At 47.2% G+C, this 20,604-nt stretch carries 28 protein-coding genes; all 28 read right to left on the bottom strand.

Annotated elements, in window-relative coordinates; translation table 11 throughout:
• On the bottom strand, positions 1 to 97 hold a 97-nt coding region (locus EZM41_RS14515), incomplete at its 3' end, for a helix-turn-helix domain-containing protein (protein ID WP_198468930.1).
• Between the two features lie 874 nt (positions 98 to 971).
• Entirely contained in the window at positions 972 to 1,499 is a 528-nt protein-coding gene (locus EZM41_RS02115; protein WP_198468935.1) for a 3TM-type holin, read from the bottom strand.
• Position 1,500: 1 nt separating this feature from the next.
• Entirely contained in the window at positions 1,501 to 1,854 is a 354-nt protein-coding gene (locus EZM41_RS02120; protein WP_198468937.1) for a hypothetical protein, read from the bottom strand.
• On the bottom strand, positions 1,851 to 2,450 hold the full coding sequence (locus tag EZM41_RS02125) for a glycoside hydrolase family 108 protein (RefSeq protein WP_198468939.1): 600 nt from the start codon (positions 2,448 to 2,450) through the stop codon (positions 1,851 to 1,853). Before EZM41_RS02125 ends, EZM41_RS02120 begins: the two co-directional genes overlap by 4 nt.
• Before the next feature lie 113 nt (positions 2,451 to 2,563).
• Entirely contained in the window at positions 2,564 to 3,643 is a 1,080-nt protein-coding gene (locus EZM41_RS02130) for a reverse transcriptase/maturase family protein (RefSeq protein WP_198468941.1), read from the bottom strand.
• 317 nt (positions 3,644 to 3,960) lie between these two features.
• Positions 3,961 to 4,317 carry a diversity-generating retroelement protein Avd gene (gene avd, locus EZM41_RS02135; RefSeq protein ID WP_198468943.1) on the bottom strand — a complete coding sequence of 119 codons (357 nt, stop codon included), beginning with the start codon at positions 4,315 to 4,317 and terminating at the stop codon, positions 3,961 to 3,963.
• Positions 4,318 to 4,398: 81 nt separating this feature from the next.
• A complete protein-coding gene (locus tag EZM41_RS02140; RefSeq protein ID WP_198468953.1) occupies positions 4,399 to 5,475 on the bottom strand; it encodes an SUMF1/EgtB/PvdO family nonheme iron enzyme in 1,077 nt (358 codons plus the stop codon).
• A gap of 1 nt (position 5,476) precedes the next feature.
• Positions 5,477 to 5,815, bottom strand: a complete 339-nt coding sequence (locus tag EZM41_RS02145; RefSeq protein ID WP_198468955.1) for a hypothetical protein — start codon at positions 5,813 to 5,815, stop codon at positions 5,477 to 5,479.
• A 27-nt stretch (positions 5,816 to 5,842) separates the two neighbouring features.
• A complete protein-coding gene (locus EZM41_RS02150; RefSeq protein ID WP_198468957.1) occupies positions 5,843 to 6,757 on the bottom strand; it encodes a hypothetical protein in 915 nt (304 codons plus the stop codon).
• 15 nt (positions 6,758 to 6,772) lie between these two features.
• Complete coding sequence (locus EZM41_RS02155) at positions 6,773 to 7,153, bottom strand: phage tail protein (RefSeq protein ID WP_198468959.1); 381 nt, start codon at positions 7,151 to 7,153, stop codon at positions 6,773 to 6,775.
• A 15-nt stretch (positions 7,154 to 7,168) separates the two neighbouring features.
• On the bottom strand, positions 7,169 to 8,509 hold the full coding sequence (locus EZM41_RS02160; RefSeq protein WP_198468961.1) for a phage tail protein I: 1,341 nt from the start codon (positions 8,507 to 8,509) through the stop codon (positions 7,169 to 7,171).
• On the bottom strand, positions 8,502 to 9,623 hold the full coding sequence (locus tag EZM41_RS02165) for a baseplate assembly protein (protein WP_198468963.1): 1,122 nt from the start codon (positions 9,621 to 9,623) through the stop codon (positions 8,502 to 8,504). The genes EZM41_RS02160 and EZM41_RS02165 overlap by 8 nt, the downstream gene beginning before the upstream one ends.
• Entirely contained in the window at positions 9,616 to 9,858 is a 243-nt protein-coding gene (locus EZM41_RS02170) for a GPW/gp25 family protein (RefSeq protein WP_342449203.1), read from the bottom strand. The genes EZM41_RS02165 and EZM41_RS02170 overlap by 8 nt, the downstream gene beginning before the upstream one ends.
• Before the next feature lie 43 nt (positions 9,859 to 9,901).
• Positions 9,902 to 10,306, bottom strand: coding sequence for a phage tail protein (locus EZM41_RS02175; RefSeq protein WP_198468967.1), 405 nt, complete (start codon positions 10,304 to 10,306; stop codon positions 9,902 to 9,904).
• Between the two features lie 4 nt (positions 10,307 to 10,310).
• Positions 10,311 to 10,604 carry a PAAR domain-containing protein gene (locus EZM41_RS14520; protein ID WP_198468969.1) on the bottom strand — a complete coding sequence of 98 codons (294 nt, stop codon included), beginning with the start codon at positions 10,602 to 10,604 and terminating at the stop codon, positions 10,311 to 10,313.
• Positions 10,605 to 10,617: 13 nt separating this feature from the next.
• Positions 10,618 to 11,067, bottom strand: a complete 450-nt coding sequence (locus EZM41_RS02185) for a phage baseplate assembly protein V (RefSeq protein ID WP_198468971.1) — start codon at positions 11,065 to 11,067, stop codon at positions 10,618 to 10,620.
• An 11-nt stretch (positions 11,068 to 11,078) separates the two neighbouring features.
• Positions 11,079 to 12,086, bottom strand: a complete 1,008-nt coding sequence (locus EZM41_RS02190; protein WP_198468973.1) for a phage late control D family protein — start codon at positions 12,084 to 12,086, stop codon at positions 11,079 to 11,081.
• A 2-nt stretch (positions 12,087 to 12,088) separates the two neighbouring features.
• Complete coding sequence (locus EZM41_RS14525; protein ID WP_198468975.1) at positions 12,089 to 12,292, bottom strand: tail protein X; 204 nt, start codon at positions 12,290 to 12,292, stop codon at positions 12,089 to 12,091.
• On the bottom strand, positions 12,285 to 14,903 hold the full coding sequence (locus EZM41_RS02200) for a phage tail tape measure protein (protein ID WP_198468977.1): 2,619 nt from the start codon (positions 14,901 to 14,903) through the stop codon (positions 12,285 to 12,287). The genes EZM41_RS14525 and EZM41_RS02200 overlap by 8 nt, the downstream gene beginning before the upstream one ends.
• A 147-nt stretch (positions 14,904 to 15,050) precedes the next feature.
• Positions 15,051 to 15,446 carry a hypothetical protein gene (locus EZM41_RS02205; protein WP_198468979.1) on the bottom strand — a complete coding sequence of 132 codons (396 nt, stop codon included), beginning with the start codon at positions 15,444 to 15,446 and terminating at the stop codon, positions 15,051 to 15,053.
• Positions 15,447 to 15,457: 11 nt separating this feature from the next.
• Positions 15,458 to 15,979 (bottom strand): phage major tail tube protein, encoded by a 522-nt coding sequence (locus EZM41_RS02210; RefSeq protein ID WP_198468981.1) that lies wholly within the window; start codon positions 15,977 to 15,979, stop codon positions 15,458 to 15,460.
• 13 nt (positions 15,980 to 15,992) lie between these two features.
• Positions 15,993 to 17,459, bottom strand: coding sequence for a phage tail sheath family protein (locus EZM41_RS02215; RefSeq protein WP_198468983.1), 1,467 nt, complete (start codon positions 17,457 to 17,459; stop codon positions 15,993 to 15,995).
• Positions 17,456 to 17,758 carry a hypothetical protein gene (locus tag EZM41_RS02220; RefSeq protein WP_198468985.1) on the bottom strand — a complete coding sequence of 101 codons (303 nt, stop codon included), beginning with the start codon at positions 17,756 to 17,758 and terminating at the stop codon, positions 17,456 to 17,458. The genes EZM41_RS02215 and EZM41_RS02220 overlap by 4 nt, the downstream gene beginning before the upstream one ends.
• Positions 17,739 to 18,233 (bottom strand): hypothetical protein, encoded by a 495-nt coding sequence (locus EZM41_RS02225; protein ID WP_198468987.1) that lies wholly within the window; start codon positions 18,231 to 18,233, stop codon positions 17,739 to 17,741. Before EZM41_RS02225 ends, EZM41_RS02220 begins: the two co-directional genes overlap by 20 nt.
• Positions 18,233 to 18,868, bottom strand: coding sequence for a phage tail protein (locus tag EZM41_RS02230; RefSeq protein ID WP_198468989.1), 636 nt, complete (start codon positions 18,866 to 18,868; stop codon positions 18,233 to 18,235). Before EZM41_RS02230 ends, EZM41_RS02225 begins: the two co-directional genes overlap by 1 nt.
• On the bottom strand, positions 18,865 to 19,197 hold the full coding sequence (locus EZM41_RS02235) for a hypothetical protein (RefSeq protein WP_198468991.1): 333 nt from the start codon (positions 19,195 to 19,197) through the stop codon (positions 18,865 to 18,867). The genes EZM41_RS02230 and EZM41_RS02235 overlap by 4 nt, the downstream gene beginning before the upstream one ends.
• Complete coding sequence (locus EZM41_RS02240) at positions 19,194 to 19,565, bottom strand: hypothetical protein (RefSeq protein ID WP_198468993.1); 372 nt, start codon at positions 19,563 to 19,565, stop codon at positions 19,194 to 19,196. The genes EZM41_RS02235 and EZM41_RS02240 overlap by 4 nt, the downstream gene beginning before the upstream one ends.
• A 10-nt stretch (positions 19,566 to 19,575) precedes the next feature.
• On the bottom strand, positions 19,576 to 20,598 hold the full coding sequence (locus EZM41_RS02245) for a major capsid protein (protein ID WP_198468995.1): 1,023 nt from the start codon (positions 20,596 to 20,598) through the stop codon (positions 19,576 to 19,578).
• Between the last annotated feature and the right edge of the window lie 6 nt (positions 20,599 to 20,604).

A 20,604-nucleotide genomic window follows, 5' to 3' on the forward strand; every position in this document is an offset into this window, starting at 1 on the left:
ATATTGCTGACCGCGATACACATATCTTTTCTGCAAGTTGTTCTTGTGTAAGGTGCTTACGCTTGCGTGCTGAGCGTATAACTTCTCCGTATCCCACCTTGTTTACCCCCCTTCAGATGCTAACTGTACTATGAAAATATAACTGCTAAAGTAGTAGCGTAACCTCTACTCATTTTTGAAGGCAAAAGTGTCTTGACAGGAGGGGGTTACTACACACGCTGCGTTTTTTGATCTACACGATGGCGGGTAAGATAGTAAGTCACAGAAGACGAATCGTGCTTAAGCTTTGGGAGAGAGATTACGGAGGAGGGTTGCTCGCAGGAGCGCTTGAAAGGTTAAAAGGACTGCCCGAACCTGAAACCTAACATGCCTCATTTTCTGTGTCTATAGCCCAAGAAAAGGCACGGGCTGCGTTTCCGTGCAGATATTTCTTTGCCCATGAATGATAGAAGTATGACCCCCAAGCTCTGAGAATGCCCAGAGGGCGAAAAAGTATGTCTTTTACGCTTGAGAATGCCCTACTTTCCTTTGTGGAATACGAACCTGCGGATTTGGGATAACCTTTACCGGATCCGGCATTGGAAACAAAAACCATATAGAGCATCAGGGACATGAAAAAATCCGCTGCTGTCCTGGTAATCCTTAAACCCAAAACAGCAGCGGATCAAAACCTGGTGGAGGCGCGGGGAATCGCCTTAGCTAATATAAAGGGCTTTCTGGATCTTGTGCCCGTTTTTGTGCCCATATATCTCATAGGACCGATATTTTGGCGGATAGGTTTATATGCGTCCTATGGCACTCATTAAAACACATAGGGCATTTATGCCTTGAGAGGCAAAACAATTGCATCTGAGAGCATCTACAAAGGTTCGAATAACTGTCCATATTTGTCCTCCTCGGCACTGTTCAAATCTTACACTTCTTGTAGGCAAAATAAAAGTCCAAATATGGAAAAAGCATGAAACATTATTTTACCCTTCCTTTTTTTGCATCTCGGCTTTGAGTTCTGCCAGCCGTCGTTCGACATAATCCTCTGCGCTTTCCTGCTCAAGTGCCTTCTCCACCGGAGTCGTGCCAGTTAAAACCGATGCTTCAAGTGATTTCTTGGAGGGAGAGACTAATTTGCCCTTCCAGAACCATGCATTATTATCTACCAATTTCTTACCAAAAAGACCCGTTATAATAAATCCGAGCAGGGTCCAATATGCTTCCGGCAAATCTACTGCTGGAGCCTTAAGCCCAAAGGCGGCGGCCCAGGGCATAAGAATATAATTATTCAGCAATGAAAGCACTCCTATCCAAATAAGGCTGGGAATCCCCCCAGCCACAAAAAGGCTCTCATGCCGGAACATTGATTGCAAAATGCCCATTCTGGCAATGTTTTCGTCTGCTTGGAGCTTTGCAAGCTCGTATTTCAATTGCTCTTTCTGTTTCGGATCCGGCAGGACCCGATCAATGATTTCGCCGATCGCCGGAATATGTTCAAGTAGAGAAGCCATACTATACGCCTCCTCTTCTGATGAGAGCCCCGATAAGGCCGCCGATAAAACCAGATGTAGCGCTTATGATAGCGATCCAAGTTTTCCAACTGCCCTGTAAAGCCGATACATCGCTCCGAAGATCCTTTAAATCCTTGGAAAGCTCAGAAACAGCCTTCGGTAAATCCTCTCTCCTGGCATTTGCTTGTTCGAGTCCACTAAGACGTTTATCATATTGAATCAATTGCTTTTCATGTAACCTGCAAAGTTCCTGTCGTTCGGTTGTCTGAGTCTCGAGTACCCAAAGACGCTCATTCATGCCCTGAAGTTCCTTCAAAATATCCTGCAGGATATCTTCTGTCGTACGCGCCATCATTGCTCAAGCCCCGCTTTTTCGGCGAGCCGGACAACGCGCTGATGGATCCAGCCTCTCAGAAATTTCTGCTGAGACTCGTTACGGTCCACAAGCCAATCGAACAACTCGGTTCGGTTCATGAGGACATCGACACACAGGTATCGGAGCAGAAAATGTGGCTCGACGTTCGGGTTCTCGTCCGTAAGGCGCTTGTCGATCTCAAGGAGCTCCACCAGGGCGGCAAACGTTTTCGGACCCAATGCACCATCGACGACGAGCGGCGTCCCGACGAGTATCGAGTTCAAGGCTTCCTGAAGAAGTTTCACGGCTCCGCCTGGCCCGTGGTTGATCGCGCAATCGAAGAGAATCAAATCAAGCGGTTCCGGAAGAAGGTCTCCTCGAATTGGATCCCAATAACCCTTTTTATAAATGATTCTGGCATGTTCTGTTTTCAGGGTTTTGATAGTTATGTCCTTTGACACCCACCCTTTCGCTTGAGCGGATCGCAACGTTCCTTCCGTCACACCAAGGTTGGTTTCGCCACCCCTATCGTCAGGGTTGTTACTGTATCCTCCTTCGACATTCAGAACGATTCGAAATACATCCTCAAATCTCATTGATTTCACCGCCCTTTTATTACCACTCTCTCAACTTGTTATCTGATGTTGACTTGACCTCTATGCATTCTAATATTATTTGAAGGTTGAGCCTTTTATGGTACCTATTTTAGTTATTCATTATTTTCTCGCCTAAAAACCATATCACTGCATAACTTAACCCTTAAGTTATAACTATCACAATGTTTTAATAATCCGAAATATGATTGTACACTCGCATTAACTTCAGTGAAGTTGATTCTCCATTGAGCATATGCGCGTTGTAGAGCCTTTAGACGTCGTTTCATCTTTAAGGCTGTTTTTTTACGTAGTTTTTTATGGGTTGCCCATACTCTATAGCCGCAAAAATCAATGCCTTGGTTCACAATGTGAATAGAGGTTTTGTTGTTAAGGCTTAAATGTAATTGATTGTTTATAAATAAATCTATTTTAGTTTTTATATATTGCAGATGTATTTTGTCAGGATGCAAGATAATAATATCATCCATATAGCGAATGTAATATTGTGTCTTCAATTCGTGCTTTGCGTATTGATCAAGCTCGTTAAGATAAAGATTTGCGAACATTTGGCTTGTAAGGTTGCCTATAGGCATTCCTATCTTGCTAAGTCTTTCGTTATTGAAGCAATGATCTCCGAGCGATATACCGAATTTTGTGTTCTCTGATCTAATAATCCTCTCCAAAAGCCACAAGAGGTCTTTGTCAGCAATTATGCGGCTAAGTATTTCCATTAACACATCATGGTCGATCCTATAAAAATATTTGCTGATATCCAGCTTAAGGGCATAAACTCTTTTATGTTTTCTCGATAAATATCGAAGCCAATACTGTAGCCTATCAGTGGCTCTATGGATTCCGTAACCGATCCTGCAAGCATAACTGTCATAGATATAACGCTTATCCAAGAGTGGGTTTAGGACCCTATAGATAGCCCATTGCACCACTCTATCTCTGAAGGGTAGCGCCATAATCAGGCGCATTTTAGGATCATAAACAAAAAATTCCTTATATTTCCCAACCCTATAGGTTTTTTGCATGAGATCCTCTTGGATGCAAATAAGATTTTCTTCCAGATTGTCCGTGAAGGCCATTACTTCATTTCTGAACCTTTTGCATTTGCGAGCATTGACATATGCTCCGAGAAGATTTTCGAAAGCATAGATTTTTGGATATAATTGTTTAAGTTTCTTCATTTCTTTTTCATTCTGCCTTATCATGCTCAAAAATATTGCCGGGCATGACAACTTTCGCTTTATTGGCTACTAACTGCCTACCCGGCATTTCAATTTTTTGCCGCCCTCGTTAACTGGGTCGACATGGAGGAAAGCCCCTTTGTCCCTAAGCTCCGGCCATGAACCCTTGAGTCCATGGTTTCTGGCAATAGGGCGAAGCCACACGGAACCCAATGTTGTTGTTCGAGTTCGAGCGGGAGTTGTTCAAGTTAAGAGCAAACAGACCGGCATTCGAGCCGTTGTTCCAGTTCCCGCCACGGAGCGGAAATCTCCTGAGTTTACGGCCTACCCCCAGAAATCTGTCTGGCCGATTTTAACCAACCACCTATCATTCTTCCAATTTCCGAAGACATTTTCGACCAGTTTTCGTATTTTTTTACGGGCAGAAATTGTAAATCCTTGGCCAGTCGAACATAATAATGCAGGATATTCAGTTGAACATCGGCTACTTGTATAGCTTTTATTTTGTAGTAATGCTTATTAGCTGTTATAATAGCCTCAAGTAGCTTAAACATCGCAAGTTTAGTTTCAGCAGCCAGAGTATGTCTTTCACTTTTAGGATATTGTCGTAAGCAAATATATCCATACTGGATCATGTCATAAGTTTTTTGTAGGATTTTCAATTCGTTGCCCAACGTCCACCTCCGGAAAGAACAAGAAAAAAGAGCTTGACAGGCTTCCGCCCGTCAAGCAGATCTCAATTTCCAGGGCTCAGATTACCCAACAAAAGCCACACGGAACCCAATGTGGTAGGGCGAGCTCGAGCGGGAGTAGTACATGTAAAGAGCAAACAGACCGGCATTCGAGCCGTAGAGCCAGCTCCCGCCACGGAGCGGAAATCGGGATCCATAATTCCGTACCCATAAGGCACCCTTAGGATCCATCGAATATGTGCCATCTGCCAATGTAATAGGCGCGATAGCGGCCTGCAGCATCAGCGATGGTATCGTATAATCAGCTTTTTTGGTCAGATTTTTCCAATTGGTAATATATGTATATCCATAGTTGTTTGAATCATTTCCCACAGGCCCGGCATAAGCAGTTATGGCATCTGAAATTATTGGGTCTCCTATATCTCCACTACTGCTTTCATCGCCTGATGCCGATGAGTTAAATCGAACGTTTGTATCCGGCCAATCTTCTTCAAGCATATTTAAATTGTTATCGGAAGGCATGTAGATTTTCCCATCAACTAATTTCAGGCCCCCTACCCACTCCGAGACATTTCCCACCATATCAGCGATTCCGGCGAATGTGTTATTGTGCCTCCATGCCGCCGGGCCCGATCCTGCCAGGATTCTGGCCTCTCCTGTGGTATTTCCAGGAGTTCTACCATCTTGCCTCCTTCCAGTTTCGTAGGTTGCCTCATGAGACCTTCCATAATTCGTATTCCCACGAGGTTGAAAATTATTCTTGATGCACCACAACGCAATGGCAGCCCACTCCCAATTAGTCATTAAATGCCATCCGCCACCTTTGGCGTTACATGCGGCCTTAGCATTATCATAATTTATGTATGTCGTCGGATCCACGTTTGGCAACGAACATGCTCTGCCATCATAGACCTTGCTCTGATATGCACCGATGAAGATCTCCGGTTTTTCTATTCCTCCTGTTTTAAAAGCTGGATGTACGCCACTTCCATAGACGGGGTCGATATCCTCGAGGTTGAATTTAGGAATTCTCACCATATAGCTCGGGTATCCCATATCATCGTACAATACCGTCACCTGCCCACCCGTAGCAGCTTCGACAGACGACCTCAGAGTATCCTTCGTGAAAATAATAGGCATCTCACACTACCTCCTTTTCGGCTTCTTCATATCTCCATAAAACAAGCTCTACGGCTTCAAGGTCGATCGGGAGTTTTCGTCTTAGAAAAACAGGATTTTCATGTTCATCTATTTCTCCAGAATCGACCATTTCATATCTTGCCGGCGGAATCAAAATAGATGCAACATATCTGTCGCCAAGACCAATAACAAGGTCTTCGCCCCTCGTGCAAATGTCGATTATTACTTGACTGTCTTTTTGCTCTGATTCAAGATCGAGCGCTATGTCGCCAATAAATAGAATCGTTCCATCAATTGTCCATTCGACATGTGGTTCAGGCTGAATCTTTTTTACAATCATATTTTCACCACCCTTATATATAGCGCCCTATAAATTCAGTTTCCTGATAGTCCATCTAATTTCAATGTTATCAGCCATGCCATTTGCGCAGACTTTGAATCCATTTGAAGCTCGTTCATCGGCGTATATGTATCCAAGCTGATATCCACCTCCATCAAAATCAATAACGTCGAGATCGACAGAATAATCGTTGCCCAGCACATTGAAAGGTAGCGCTACATAAACGAAGGGGGCATTCAGAAAGGTTTTTGGAGCATTTGGCTCTATTCTACGAATATCTGTTAGAATTATGTTTTCGAGATAGGGATCAACAGCTTCCGTACTGCCCGCAGGCACAGTTATTCTATATAAGGGAACTCCATTGTCTGGAATGCTGCCACCTAAATCTGTGCAAAACGCTTCCCAGCCTCTTGAGCCCAAACCAAGATATATATAACAAATCTTGTCTAATCCAGAATAGTTACTCGGGATCGCTGCGCCATTCGTTTCTTCGCTTATTGGGACTAACATTCCCCCAACAAAGATAGTTCCTTCCTTAAGATTGATATTTCGAGTCGCAGATGTTGATTTCTCTATTGTGCAACCAGTTATTACACCTTTGTTCGAGATGGTAATTGTCCCCGATTGAAACCGCATAGAAAGGGTCTTTACGAGTTCTCTATTCGCCAATCCACCTAAATCGATAGCCTGAAGCAGGGAGGATATGACAGTATTTTGCATATCAGAACTAATGCCTTCCACTTGCTGCTCCAGATAATTCATCATTTCCGCTAAGGTAGGCTTATCCCCCTTGGCTTCACTGATTTCTGTTTCGCACCCGGACAATCTTGTGTCCACGTTATTGAAATTTGCATCTATCTTGTCATATTTTTCATTCCATGCCGACGGAATAGCTGGGAACTGATCCGGGTGTCTCCCTATAGTGCTATGAGGCAAGGCCATTACTAATCACCTCCATTAGAATCTGATTTTTAACTCTACTTCATATGTTTCATCCACGTCCTTGATTTTTGGGGAAAAGCACCTAAATCCTATAAGGTCTCCGTTAGCGTCCAACAACCCTATCTCCGATATTTGTGCACCGACCAGCTCGTCCCTTTCAAGCCTGCCAATACCCGTAACGCTCATGGAATCTTCTTGCATTATATTGTTGAGTTCCTTTCTCAGCCTTTCGTTATAAAGGCTTTCGCGCGCCGGGTCCATGGCTTTAGGGCTCAAATCAGAATTATGTCCCCCATCACCAAAAGCCATGAATCTAATCCTGGGTAGCGGGCTTTCGTTATACATGTGCCTTGCTATTTTTTCCCTAAACCGGTTTATTACCACGGCCTCAGCCATATCTTCACCTCCTCGCTATAATTGCATAATTTCCATCGTGGCTCTTGGTCCTGCATCACCTACGTTCCAGGAACCATCAATAGAAACATTGTCATATCCGACCAGAATGCCTCCCACCGGCGCAATATACTGACTATTGATTGACAAATTCCCGAAACTTCTGAGCGGATCAAGCCCTACGTACCATGACCCGTTAGCGGTTATCCCAAACGGTGAGGCCCCCACAATCCAGGCACCATCGGCAATCTGGCCATTGATGAGCAGATCGGCCAAGGTTTGTGGAGTCTTTGCGTATTCCCACTCCCATTGCATCCTATGCGTCTCGGTCCATTGTGGCTCTTGTAAATTCGCGGATATATTAAAGCTCACGCTATTTCGCGATACGGCATTAATCATATTTGCATGCCCAACAATCCATGAGCCGTCGACGCGCAGAGGCATCCTGTCGTCTTGGGCCAATGCCATAGGATGCCCAATGATTGCTATATGCGGGATAACAATCAAATGTCCTTGTGCCATACATGGGTATATCGTTTGTATGGGCTTGAAGAATATCAATTCTCCAACATTCCAGGAGCCGTTGACGACTAAATCATCATTTTTATCGATCATGTATGGCTTTGGATCGGGCCCGACAAACCACGAGCCGTCAATCATCAATCTGCACCACGGATAATATTCTTCTGCTTGTATATGCGCATACAAGCTTTCCATGATGAGTTTCGTGAAGACTTGCATGTTAAACTCAGCGGCCAGAACATAAAAATACAATGGCCAGGCTCGAACTGGTTTCATCTCTTCTATTGCCCATCGTATTTGGCTGAGCGATTTGTGGTTTGCCATCTCCGCCAAGTCGAGTTTTATAGAAAAGTTGGCCCAATGTGGAATGTCCGGCAACCCAGCCACGTCAATGCTTCTACTGATAATTCGCGGTGAAATATATGCTACATCCCATGTTCCGTCGGCGAATAGTATCCCAGCATTTATGTAAGCTTGCCTAACTTCATGATATTCGAATAATTCGACGTTTTTGTAGCCCAACGAACTTAATAGACTAAGAATGCCGGTTTTTGTTCCTTTCAATCGATGCCAAGCCACAAAATGAATTATCATATTCCGCTTCGTTTCGTCATCCCAATCTGAGTCATATAAGTCTACGTGAAACTGCCATGCGAGCAGATCCAATACATTACCCGTTAATATATCAATTTCGGGGATAATAATCGATCTATGCGTTTCCGAAAAAACATCCCGAAAAGATACGTCCAAAGCGGCTGAAGTGCTCTGGATTTCTTTATCGTGCGTCAGGCTTTCTGGAAGGATCTCAAGTAGGCTGATCTTATCCAGCTCAGTCATCTTCGATCCCGCCATAATTTATGATTATCGCTAATTCTTTGGCGACCTGGTAAGGATTAAGTGTTTTGAATTGCGGCTGTATAATTTCGACCCTTTTTGCGCCTGCACCAATTACACGTCGGACCAATTCAGAGGGATTAATATCCCTCCCGAGTTTTGTTTTTTGCCATAATATAAACTCCTGTATGGCTTGATTGACAGCATCTACTATCATCGCTGAAATCGTGGCGTCGCTTTTTTTTACAAAAAATGTGAGATTGATAGTATATGGGATTTGTTCTGGAGCATGTATATGCACATAGTCAGTTAGAGGTCGCTTGTCATCGGCAGAACAGCTCTCATCGATCAGCGATAATATTTCCTGACTTGGTAATTCTCCATCTTGCATTAACGCGCAGATGTTAACTTGACCAGGTACCGGCGAATAGACCTTAACGTCACTGATGTCCTGATGTGCAGCTAAAGCCCAGTATTCATACGCTTTATATGGTCCCGCCGTCGAAAACGTTTCGGGAGCCAATCTTATACGATTTCTTAAAGATTCATCCTCTTCTTGTTCTTTCCCTCCCATAGTTTCTGCAATATTCACAACTGATTCGATATAAGGGATAGGATCGACCAGTTTTTTAATTTGCCCGGGGATATATCCATTGCCGACTGAACCTACTTCCATACATTCTGCCATAACATCAATTGATATATTGCCAGCCAAAACAATCGCAGGTGCTGATGTTGCGAAAAAGAGCGTTCCATTAGGTGTTGCTCGGGTTCCTTGCGGAATAACCACCTCTCTTTCTTGCGGAGCAGACAATGTAAATCTAAGCGTTGTCTTTGCGGCTGAAGCCTCAAGCCGATAGACTCCTAACAGGATTCCAAGATGATCCAAATAGTCACCAGACGAATAAGCCAGCAGATTCTGCTTCGCCGCGAAATCGATCAATACCCGCTGCTGGGTAATAATTGCCGCAACCGATTCAAGGAATAGGCGGACTGGATCTCCGGCTGCCAGGCTTCGTCCGGATAGCGATTCATATTTGGCGATAACCTCCGCTTCAACAATCCGTGTGTCTGTCTCGCAAAACGAAATTTCCGGAAGTTTCGTGATATCACTCATCGATCCTCACCCTTATCGACGGAATGAGCCGTCCGTCTCCGTCTTCTGTGAATGTTACTTTCACCACCTTTACACGTGGCTCATATTGATTCAGAGCCGCCACAATCTCGCCAGTCAGTTTGGCACGCGCCACGGGAGTCGGCTGGTCAATGAGCGTGCCGTCAATGCCAAATTCTCTATCAAGCGGCACCGATCCCCGGATGGTCGTTAGTATCGTCCTTACGTTCTGTAACACTTCGTCCACAACGGATTTAGGCTGGAACGAAATTGCCTGGATATCAGCTCGAACTAATTGTTCCATCGATATACTCCTTTGCCGTGATAGCGATATCAGCAACCAGCAGATTTCCGAGGTTGTCAATGCGACTCCATGTTTCCTCCAGGGCCATTACAACAAAATTCCCCAAAGGTGCGCCGGCCAGAATCAATGTTTCGACAGCTCCGGAATCTCGCAATTCCCGCAGCTTTTGTATCTCCTGCCGTGGATTAACACCCAATGCTACATTGAATCTCATAGAAAACTTGACGGTATCCAGTCCTGGCCCAAGAAATTCCAGAAGATCCTTTTCCCCTATCCGGCTATGCTCGCCATATTTCGCTTCCCCAGATCTGACGAAATCGAAAAATGTTCGCACCTTATCTGACGAGGTCTCGAATACTACAGGCCCAAGGGTTCCTATCATGCGATCACTCCCCTACAAAAACATCAGGACTCCCAGTCGCGATAAAAGAGCCGCATGCCACTGGCGCCCCGATATATCCCACCTCCAAATTGTTCACAAACACTGTAGGCCACCCTTCCGCCAGGACCGAACCATGAGTTTCCGGAATATCAGGACAAGTGTGAGGTCCCCAGGCGTCACTCTGACGATGCACTGGAATATCATTGACAAATACATTCAGAGATCCTTCAATCGAGGGGCGCGGCGGCCAGCAGCCGTGACCCGTGCATATATCTCCCAGTCGTGCAACTGCCGGCATTATGCCCACCTGCCTATTCGAATATATTGTTAAGATGAGAAGGGATCGGTGCGTCCGACGGATTAATATGGATATTTTTGGCTGCTTTGATCAGAATATCGCCTTCTCGAAAAACAATTCGCGACCCGAACGAATCAACTATGACGAGCTCATGAGTCGCTCTGTTGATTTCAATCGCGGCCCCACCGGGAATGGACAGGTGCCAGATATTGCTATCCGCAATGGGAACGGCGTCCGGCCCGCTGTATATCGCGCCCAAAATGACCCCCTTTTCCAAGCCGTTATCCAAGAAGGCGCAAACTACATGCTCTCCAATGTCCAGCATGTGATATGCCTTGTTCTTGAGTGTTGCCGGAAAGAGTATAGGAAGGTTATATGAGACAAGGTTATCCAGATCATCAAAGATGACACGCGCCGTTCCCTTTTCGGCGTCTATACTGCTAACTATTCCAATTCGTATCACCCAAACCCCTCCTAATAGCCAAGGATTCTCCGTATATCGATTGATGTTTCATAACCGGAACCTGAGCTCACCGAATGCACTGCTTTTTCAACATGATAGGTCCCGTCAAATCTTCCGAATCCGGAAACGGTCACGTTTAATCCCGCGGACAATAGAACATTGCCAGCCGTTGTCATGCTGCCGGTTACTTCGTGGCGATTCGCTTTACGGAGCTCTTTTCTGGCCAGGGATTCCGCATTAGCAAGAGATTCTACTCGCCGGCGGATCTGCAGTTCCTGTCCCACTTCTGGTTCCGGATCTGGCACGTGAGTGTAAGATAGGAGTTCTTTCTTTTCCGCATCGTGATACTTGACAGTACAGGACTTATAAATATCAGCCGACTTGCTCGAGAATGAGTACCGGCTTATATCGCCTTTTTTAATCGTCGCCACAGGAGGCATAGCTTCATATTTTTCGGCATCAAAAATGACCAGCCTGCCATTGGATAGTTTCAACGACAATCCGGCATCATCGCAAAGATTCCTCAAAAATGCCAAGTCCGTCTGCTCTCGTTGATCTCGACGAGAATATTGAGGATCTTCATCGACGTCATAGAACAATTCCACACCCGCGATTCCGGCAATCTCACTGGCGATCTTAGAAAGCGAAATATCCTCCCAGGCTTTGGTCTTCCTTTCCCGCCTGAGAGATGTCTTCACCAGCTCCGGCACTCCCTTAAGCGTCACTGTGTCAGGAGATCCGGAAGCGTCTATCTCGTCAATCGAAAAGGTTCCACAAGGAAGGCGGCTCAAGGAGCCTTCCCATTCCTTCGTTTCGATCGCCGCAACCATTGTTGCTCCTTTTGATGGATACCAATCTCTTTTCCATAATCCTTCACGGTCTTGAAATGTCACCTGAAGATCATCAGCCTTATCTTCGGCATGATCCGAAAAAGAAAAGGACAACAAAAAGGGCGCCACATCTGCTGAGATGTCGACGCCCTCATAAATCAGGGTCACCTTTGCCCGCCTTGCTTTCATCTCTATCGCCTCCATGGAGGAGGGGCCGATATCGGTTCTATATCTATATCTGGAATGACCAATGAGATCCCTGCAGGGAATACCAGGATGTGACGATATGATGGGTTGGCTGCGATAAGTATATGCATCATTTTTTCAGTACCCCAGACCCTTTTAGCGACGTTATCCCACATGTCACCCTGGATCGTTGTTATTAATTTACTCAAGCGCCAGCCTCCTTTCCTGGTTTAGAGCTTGCTGGAGCTTGGCCATGAATGCATCCAGATCATCCTTCAGCGTTTTATCTATTACAACTGCCATCTCTTGGGGATTCCCAGAGGTGGTCACCTGAATCGTAGGAGAATAACTGACTCGAATTTCATTCCTATTTGTGGCCGACATCGAATTTGTGAGAAAGCCTTCGCGCGCCAGATCCAGAATGCCGAGATCTTGCCCGGCGGCGGCCCACAATTCACGCCCAAGCTTATCATTAGGAGATGTGACGGGGATTAGATATTCTTTTCCTGCCTCTCCAAAAATTCCTAAAGTAGGGTTTGATACCACGCCTCCACGTGCAAAACGCCCGTGTTTGCTCGGTTTTGTGCCGCTCTGATATCTTGGGGAACCATTGACCTTTTCTACATCAGAATTCCCTGTGATCACATTCTTTATGCCTTGCCAAATCCCCTTGATCTTATCAGGGAATCCGGCTATTTTGTCGAGAGCACCCTTGAATGGACCCCAGATGATCTCTCCTACGCCTGCGAGGGCATTAGCTATCATCTCTGGAATTCCACCGAACCAGCCCACGACACTGGAGGCCTTCTCCTTGATCCAATCCCAGGCTCCTGCGATCCGAACCGACACGACATCCCATTTTTTATATAGAACGACTCCTATGACTATGAGAGCTGCAATGCTTGCGATTACCAATCCTATCGGGTTTGCCGACATGGCTGCGTTAAATGCCCATTGGGCCGCAGCCGCAATCTTTTGGGCCGCAGCCATTGCCAATGTTTTAGCCCTCAATAGGCCTATGGCTATAGCATGCTTTGTGACATTAAACATGCCGACAACTTTATTCCATAACATTTGTGCCCTTGTCACTGCTTTGGCCGCTGCCGTACCTTCGAGCTGAGCTGCCACGAGGGCTTTTTGGCCGCCGGTAGCAAGCAATAAGGCTGCCCGTAAGTTATAGAAAATCCCAGTCGCCGCCAGAAATCCACCCTTCACAAAGGTCCATCCATACCCAAGGCCGATCATGCCGACTTTCATAAGAGCCAGAGCCGAAACAGCTCCGACGATGACTTTCGTTATCTTCGGAAAGCGTTCTGTCAAGTCTGCGATGGCAGAAACACCTTTCGCTACGGATCCGGCTACACTTGCGATTCCAGGCAAAAGGACCCGCCCCAGACTGGACGCCAGAACTACTACGGATCCTTGCAAGGCATCGAGCTGGGCCTTCGCGCTTTTGAGGAACTTCTTGACTTCTTCATCCACGAGTCCGCGAGAGCCTTCCGAAACATCATTAAGGGCCCCGGGCAGTTCATTCAATTTGTTAAGCAGCGGAACGATACCTTTTGCTCCTTCATCTCCAAAGACTTTCTGTATCTCTTGGGCGCGTTCATCGAAATCAAGACCTTCAAGTGCTGACTCTATTTCTCGAAGCGTGGCTATCATATCGAGCTGACCGTCATCGTTCCTCTGAATTTCGATTCCCCAGGCTTCCTGAGCTTTCGACATTTGTCTTAATACCGCATTCAGGGCGGTACCGGCCTGACTACCCTGGAGGCCTGCGCTATTTAGTTGCCCCAAGAGCATGACACCCTGTTCGAGGTTTACGTTATAGTTCGCCATACCAGCGGCGCCTTCCTTGAGCGACTCGCCCAGCTGGCCAAAATCCCTGATCTGGTATTTGAACTGGACCTTCGTCAGAAGATCCCCCAGGCGACTCATCTTTTCTTGAGTGTTTCCGCTTAACTGATTCCCCAAGTTGTTGTATGTCGTTGCTATGACCTCGCCAACCTGTTCAGGAACACCGGCCGTTACCTTCGCAACCTTCGCAACCACTAACGCAGCAGTCCGTGCCGCTTCAGCATCGAGACCTGCACTGTTGAGCGCATATTGGATGTTATATCCTTCTTCAAGCCCGGTCAGCCCAGATTTTGCCATTTGTTCGGCCACCGATCGGGCTTCTTTCATTGCTTTTTCTTTGTCATCTGCGTTAATGACCGTTGACAGCTTGATTTCTGCCTCTTGTGTTTTCATAGCAGCATAGACAGGTGCCGCGAGGGTACCCACAAGCGCCGCAGCTCCCAGCATCCTGCTGCGGTATGCCTGTCGCTGTTGCAGGTTTGCTGCTTGCGCCGCTTGATTTGCCTGTATCTTTCCGCTCAACACCTGAGCTCTCGCGATCCTTTTATCAAGCTCCTCTTGGGCTTTCGCAAAATTTCGCGTCGAAACACCGGCCTTACGAAGCTCTGCAGATAATTCTTTCAATTCCGACCTCTGTGAATACAATTTGTTTTCAAGCTGGTTGACTTGCTTTTGCGCGGCTCCAAAGGCTTGCTGCATAGCCTTCGTGGGCTTATCTGTCGATTTCATCTGCGTGCCCAGACGCCGCACTTCTTCGCGCGCAGCTGCCAAAGATGTCTTTGTCCCCTCGATATCTCCCTGTAACCTCTTAAAGGCTGTAATATCGCTTTTTATCTTTCCGAGTCCTGATATCTGTTTATCCAATTGATGAAGGTTGGACGACGCATTGAGGATTGACTTACTGAAACCAGGTTGCAATTTCCCGCCAATTTCAAATGCTATCTGAAAGATCTTACCTGCCACGCCGTCCACCTCCTTTCTCGAGTTCCTTTACCCATTCGACCAATTCCTCCAGGGGTATTTGCATCCAGTAATTCACAGGAGCCCCGAAGATCTGGTAAAATGCGACCGCCGCTGAGCGAAGTATCTGGGCGGTCGCTCCTCCGCAACCTATTCTTCGAAAAAAAGCTTCAATCTCCCAACGAGTTCGATAGAATCTTTCATGCTCATGTTTTCCACCACTTCATACGGGATTCCGGCAGCTATCGAGCCCAAAATCTGCCAATAGGTCACAGACAGAATCGCATTCTGCACGTTATTGTGATCAGGAACTTTAAGCCTGAACAAGCGCTCAGCCTTCGTTACCGCGGCTCCAGTCAGTCTATCGAAATTAAGAACCAACTGATCATACACGACCCCTTCATATTCCACCGATTTCGTTAGTTTCATATGTTCAAGATCTGCCTCTTCGGGCTGTGGATCATTTATTTTACTCTCGGGCACATTTGTAGACTTAAGATCTTTCACCTGCTCCTGATCTTTCTGGGTTTCTTGTTTCTCGCTCAAGATGTCGCCTCCTAAACCAGTCCGAGGTCTCTGCGAACTGACGCCAGGTAGTCCTCTCCGTTAACCCTGGCAATGAAGTTGAACGGATCTATTTCGACAGACTCCTTGTCATCAAACCATACTTTAATGTAATTGATGCTGAACTCGTTCGCCACATCGCCTGATTTTGCAACATCGAGTTTCCCGAGATTGGTGGTTTTTGGTACGGCCTTCACAACCACTTTGAGCGACTTTGTATTATATTCCCCGGTGCCGGCATCATAGAATTGGATAGAACCCCTGAGGTCAAGATGATGGGCTTTGGGAGCCGCGAGTTGCGTAACGGGTCCAGTAACTGTCCGCCAGTTGAGACCTAAGGTCATTGGAGAGTAATGTCCCAATGCCGGACTATCTATTTCGCCAGCAATTCCTGCACCCCTGACAGTGTCGGTCAAGCCCTCGAGGTTTGGTAGGTCCACGTCTGCCACCCCGAGAAGATCTGTTCCATCCAGATAAACCCGGAAATTTATCAACTTTTCTGGTATGTTATTCATTTATTCTCATCTCCTAAACGAAGAGGCTCTCGAGATTTGATACGTCGAACTCGAGCTCCCATTCGATGTCTCGGGCCGGGATAGGCGGGGTCATAAATAAGCGGAATCTGATGATGCCATCCAAAAGATCCGTAACCGGATTATCCTCGGACCTGAATTCGACACGGTTCTTCTCCCCAACGAGGATTCCCCTCGCGGCAAGTCCATTGAGATTGATGTTCTCGCTATCCACAATGGTTTGGATTAGCCTGATATTCGTCGGAGCATCGACCTTCTGCCAGTATGTCAATACCAACTGGTTGCCCTTCCAAAAGAACATCCGTTTTACTGGAATGAACGCGTCCTTTGTATCGGTAACGGCTGGATAGCATGCTGTTCTGTTGCCCCAACACCGCCAGCCACCAACGAAATTAAGACCCGTCACGACGCCCTGGCTGTTGAGATAGTTAGCCTGTGACAATGTAAGGTTTACCTCATCGGATTCGTTGAGGCCGGCTATTGTAAGGCCATCGGCCTGAAACCCCTGATTTGACGGAGAGACGTAGGGTATTCCCTCATGATCTCCGTCAGTATGCATCATCAGTGCGGCCACATGGGTACTCATATGATAGACGGACGATCCCAGCTTGACCTTGGGCCAGCAACAGATAAGGTTCTCCTGCATATAGTTGTTCTGGTTCTTCCAATCTGGAACCTCTGAATATGTTGCCACGGAATCGACAGGAACGTCAGCAAGCGTCATTGCTTTGAATACTCCGTTAATGCCGTCCACCTTGGCGCCCATGATCGCCGCTACTTCGGGAAAGTGACTCCAGCCGGGCGCGAGCAGCGTGCCAGGAATAAGACGCAACGATGGATATACCTGCTCGATCAGTTCTATGCCGCTATATTTCCCGGTTGTGGCATTATAGCCTCCGACGATATCCGATGCCGTCACCATCGATGGCATTAATTTGTCATAAGACACATTGAGATCCCCTTCTACAGGAATCGTGCTGTCCGGCGTGCGTGTTATGACAAGTTTTTCATCATCGCTAAAAGACAGAATATAATCCAAATCCTCTATATAAGTTGCGACATCCACCGCGTCCTTTACAACTACTGTACCGGCGAGAATTCCCTCCGAAGCCAGAACCGCTTTACCATCGGCATCGAGCGACACAGATTCACTCGACACGGATTCCTTATGTTCAGCCGGATCCAGCACATTTATGAACACCACGGGCGCAACGCTGTATAATTGGAAAAACGTGTACATCGCCTCGCACAGCGTGTAGTCCGCCCAATTAGACGAATACCCCAGCGCATTCACCGCGTCCTGTAGCGTATAACACAGGACCAGCGAGTTGGTCTTGCCAACGCCATCCTTGCTCATATGGATGGGCGCGGTCCCAACAACCACCGCCGGCGAGTCGAGCCGGACAGGAGGAATCACCGAGGTAGGGATTTCAGAGAATCGAACCCCGTGAAAATAAGTCATGCACCACTACCCCCTCTCATTTCGATAACCTTCCCGGCCAGTTTGTGGATTAGCGTACTCTTTATCGTGAGGTCCTGCTGTGCTTTTGCCACATCTTTAGGTTCGACGAAAAGGTCCTTCATCCATGGATTTTCTTTCAATATTTTGTCTACCTCCGCCGGGAGGGGTCCCTTGAAAACCCTTCCGCGGTAAAGCCCCGACGCCGGGACGCCTGGGCCCATATAGACTATCTGTTCGGTGCTGCTGTTAATACTTCTTATTTCGGCTGTTCTGGTACTTTTAATTTTGCCCTTCGCCATAAAATCTTGCCTCCTCCCTGGAGAGATTAGGCACCATTACGGGTATTGAAAAATGCGCCGTAAGCTCACCAAACCATTGAGGATATGGCTGATCTTCATATAACCGCCATTCGATCAGCTTGTTCTGTTCTTCCTCCAGCCTGTAGCGTCCCGCCACGGTCTGTCCGGGTGTGGAAGTTAAGGCCAAACGTATTCGCTGCAATACATTGACGCAATCCCGCCAACCATCCGCATCGTTGGCCCATGCGCCCACCAGGATCGACACGGTACAGATCCCCTGGGTCCGTTGATCGAATCCTTCCAATGGCAGGATCCGCACAAAGGGGAATTCCTCGCCTTCCTTCTCGCCGGCGCGCCGTGGTGGCAGCCAGCCTACAATAACATTTGGCACGGCGGGCCCATCCTTGCCTGGCAGTTCGAGATTCGCGAGCGCTTCCAGCAGGAGCTCTTTGAGCGCATCGCATAAAAGCAGCATTATTTGCCCCCCTTCTTCAACATTAAGTCGACCTGGCGTCTCAACTCTTGCATGAGTCGTTCGTCGGAGACTTCTTTAAGTCTCGTGATTGTTTGAGGACGGCCAACCATTTGCGGAATAGAAAGCGAATATAGCTGAGAGAGTTTGGCTTTGCCACGAATAGTAGTTTCATTTGTGCGTTCCACAAGCCCAATATGACCTGATCTAAATCTCGCCAGAAAGGCATGTTTGTATTGCGTAGTAGGTCCCGATCGCTTGATAGTTACTGATATTTTTTTGCGATCTTTTACTTTAACCCCAGCCTGTTTAGGAACCGTTCTCGGTGAAATTTTGAATTTAGACATTGCTATGGGTCGACCGCTGACAACAATCGATGCCTGGAGCCTATGCTGGCTTGCCTTCTTCTCCTCGATATGCTGACGAACTTCGTATGTCTTTACATGATATTCCCCAGTCGTTTGACGAACTGCCTCGGCCTTTACGCCTTGCACCGCTTTATTTATCGCCCGAGATAGCACCATATCGATATTCCCATTGACGGATGCCAGAATCCCCTGCGCTCGCTTTATATCTTCGTAATGGGACGAGGAAGACCACAGTACGACATCTCCTTTTCCTGACCTGGGGCCCGTCATGATTCGTTCGCCTCCAAGGTGACCTCGAGCAATCCCTCTCCCTGTAAACATTCGGCTACGGTCCAATCGTGTCCATCAACAATTAGACGGTCCCCATATTCTGGCCGAAATCCAAGATCCTCAAGTTTGCAGATCAACACTGTCCCCGCATGCCAAACCCCCTCGGCATAGTCGATGCTGTTTCTTCGTCCCGCGCGCTCTTTATAAAGGTCCTCGTCAAGCACCGCCAAAATCTCTTTGCCTTCTACCTCTATGGCTTCCCCGAATAGGTTCAGAAGAGCTTGGTCAATAAGAGCCATAGACTCTGCGAAATCGCCTGTCCAGCTCATTTATTGCGCCCCCTGCGCTCCTCCAGTTTGGACATCAATTTCTCTATCGTCCAGCCATCGCTCGGTCTGCCGCCGAGAGCTCGATATTCGTCTTCCAAGACTTCTCTTTTGCTTTTCGATTCTTCCTGATTGTTGACTTTTCTTTTCTCGTCGACGTCCATCGGCGTTTCGTCTATGATTTCTTCGACATTTACCTCTTTGGCATCCTTAAAGCCGACAAATTCTCCCTCGGATTCTGAAAAAACAAGCTCGGCTGCTCCTTTTTCGAGTAGCCGAGACGCTATTTTTTCATCTATTCCCGTAATAAGATCTCCGGGAAGGAAGCGGACGCCGTTCGCCTTAACCCTGCTCAGCGCCCTGATTTCCATGGATGATCACCTATGGAAGCACGGTCGCCACGAAAAAGGCATCGATCTGCACAGGGACAGGCAACGGCCTGGAAGATAGCTGCAGGAACCTGGCGCTCGGTTTCTTCTGCACCCATGTACGGGGCACCCTCGGAAGGTCTATAGCGCCGATTTCTACATCCAAAACAGCTCCGTAAAGCATATCGGTCCTGGCTTGAGTGGATCCTATCAAGACCTTATTAGTTGGGACCATGGGCTGTTCCACGCCATTATCATCCAGATACCATTCATCATAGGAAAAGAGGTCTAAACCGACGTCTTTCAAATATCCAAGATAGGTCACGCCTCCAGGCATTTGAGTTGGATCTATGACACCAAGATCAACCCGTCTCGTGGATAAGTCTTCTTTCACTATTGGGTGGCCAAGGAAGGCATCTACAACATCCGAACCGAGGATCAGCGTGTCAGGATTGACGCCGCTCGATTTCAGGATTTCGCGACGCCATCCACGAAGATCCTTCAGTGGATCCGAGTTACTCTTGTCACTCCAAATACTCGTGCCTTCAAGGATTTCAGTATTGGTCAAGCCGAAATTCACCGATTGATCGACACCTTCGCCAGTCATCCTAATTGAACCCGTGAACAGAGCCTGAGCGACCATCCATTCTTCCCTGCGCGTGATCATCTCATCGAGTTCTGCCATATCTCTTCCCATTTGTTCGGCCGCTCGCTCTTCCGGACTCTGCCGTTCATACAGGTTGGATCCGGGAGCTCGTTTCAATAGATCCTCAGCGGTCGTGATCATATCCGGAGCCACCAGCACCGGTTTGTACGTTTCGGTCTTATAGCCGAGCCGCTCAACAGTCTTTCCGCCGATGACGGGGGAGACAAAGGGCGCCATCCTGCGCTTTCCCTTAATAATGTCGATATCGACATATTCCGTATCGAATGTCCGCATATTGGAGAAAAAGCGCTCCTTTAGGAAGGTTCTGGCTGGCTTCATTTCCTCCAGCATCTGAAGCATCGTGCGAGTTTCAAAAAGATCGATAGCCATGTTTTA

This window comes from Acetomicrobium sp. S15 = DSM 107314 (assembly GCF_016125955.1).
Classification (GTDB): domain Bacteria; phylum Synergistota; class Synergistia; order Synergistales; family Thermosynergistaceae; genus Thermosynergistes; species Thermosynergistes pyruvativorans.

Coding starts and splice junctions, on each gene's coding strand:
- EZM41_RS02175 (WP_198468967.1), bottom strand. CDS start 10,306: ATGATAGGAACCCTTGGGCCTGTAGTATTCGAGACCTCGTCAGATAAG.
- EZM41_RS02220 (WP_198468985.1), bottom strand. CDS start 17,758: ATGGCGAAGGGCAAAATTAAAAGTACCAGAACAGCCGAAATAAGAAGT.
- EZM41_RS02150 (WP_198468957.1), bottom strand. CDS start 6,757: ATGGCCTTGCCTCATAGCACTATAGGGAGACACCCGGATCAGTTCCCA.
- EZM41_RS02225 (WP_198468987.1), bottom strand. CDS start 18,233: ATGCTGCTTTTATGCGATGCGCTCAAAGAGCTCCTGCTGGAAGCGCTC.
- EZM41_RS02245 (WP_198468995.1), bottom strand. CDS start 20,598: ATGGCTATCGATCTTTTTGAAACTCGCACGATGCTTCAGATGCTGGAG.
- EZM41_RS02160 (WP_198468961.1), bottom strand. CDS start 8,509: ATGACTGAGCTGGATAAGATCAGCCTACTTGAGATCCTTCCAGAAAGC.
- EZM41_RS02210 (WP_198468981.1), bottom strand. CDS start 15,979: ATGAATAACATACCAGAAAAGTTGATAAATTTCCGGGTTTATCTGGAT.
- EZM41_RS02115 (WP_198468935.1), bottom strand. CDS start 1,499: ATGGCTTCTCTACTTGAACATATTCCGGCGATCGGCGAAATCATTGAT.
- EZM41_RS02235 (WP_198468991.1), bottom strand. CDS start 19,197: ATGAGCTGGACAGGCGATTTCGCAGAGTCTATGGCTCTTATTGACCAA.
- EZM41_RS02190 (WP_198468973.1), bottom strand. CDS start 12,086: ATGAAAGCAAGGCGGGCAAAGGTGACCCTGATTTATGAGGGCGTCGAC.
- EZM41_RS02125 (WP_198468939.1), bottom strand. CDS start 2,450: ATGAGATTTGAGGATGTATTTCGAATCGTTCTGAATGTCGAAGGAGGA.
- EZM41_RS02145 (WP_198468955.1), bottom strand. CDS start 5,815: ATGATTGTAAAAAAGATTCAGCCTGAACCACATGTCGAATGGACAATT.
- EZM41_RS02240 (WP_198468993.1), bottom strand. CDS start 19,565: ATGGAAATCAGGGCGCTGAGCAGGGTTAAGGCGAACGGCGTCCGCTTC.
- EZM41_RS02165 (WP_198468963.1), bottom strand. CDS start 9,623: ATGAGTGATATCACGAAACTTCCGGAAATTTCGTTTTGCGAGACAGAC.
- EZM41_RS02120 (WP_198468937.1), bottom strand. CDS start 1,854: ATGATGGCGCGTACGACAGAAGATATCCTGCAGGATATTTTGAAGGAA.
- EZM41_RS02130 (WP_198468941.1), bottom strand. CDS start 3,643: ATGAAGAAACTTAAACAATTATATCCAAAAATCTATGCTTTCGAAAAT.
- EZM41_RS02140 (WP_198468953.1), bottom strand. CDS start 5,475: ATGCCTATTATTTTCACGAAGGATACTCTGAGGTCGTCTGTCGAAGCT.
- EZM41_RS02215 (WP_198468983.1), bottom strand. CDS start 17,459: ATGACTTATTTTCACGGGGTTCGATTCTCTGAAATCCCTACCTCGGTG.
- EZM41_RS14520 (WP_198468969.1), bottom strand. CDS start 10,604: ATGCCGGCAGTTGCACGACTGGGAGATATATGCACGGGTCACGGCTGC.
- EZM41_RS02230 (WP_198468989.1), bottom strand. CDS start 18,868: ATGACGGGCCCCAGGTCAGGAAAAGGAGATGTCGTACTGTGGTCTTCC.
- EZM41_RS02155 (WP_198468959.1), bottom strand. CDS start 7,153: ATGGCTGAGGCCGTGGTAATAAACCGGTTTAGGGAAAAAATAGCAAGG.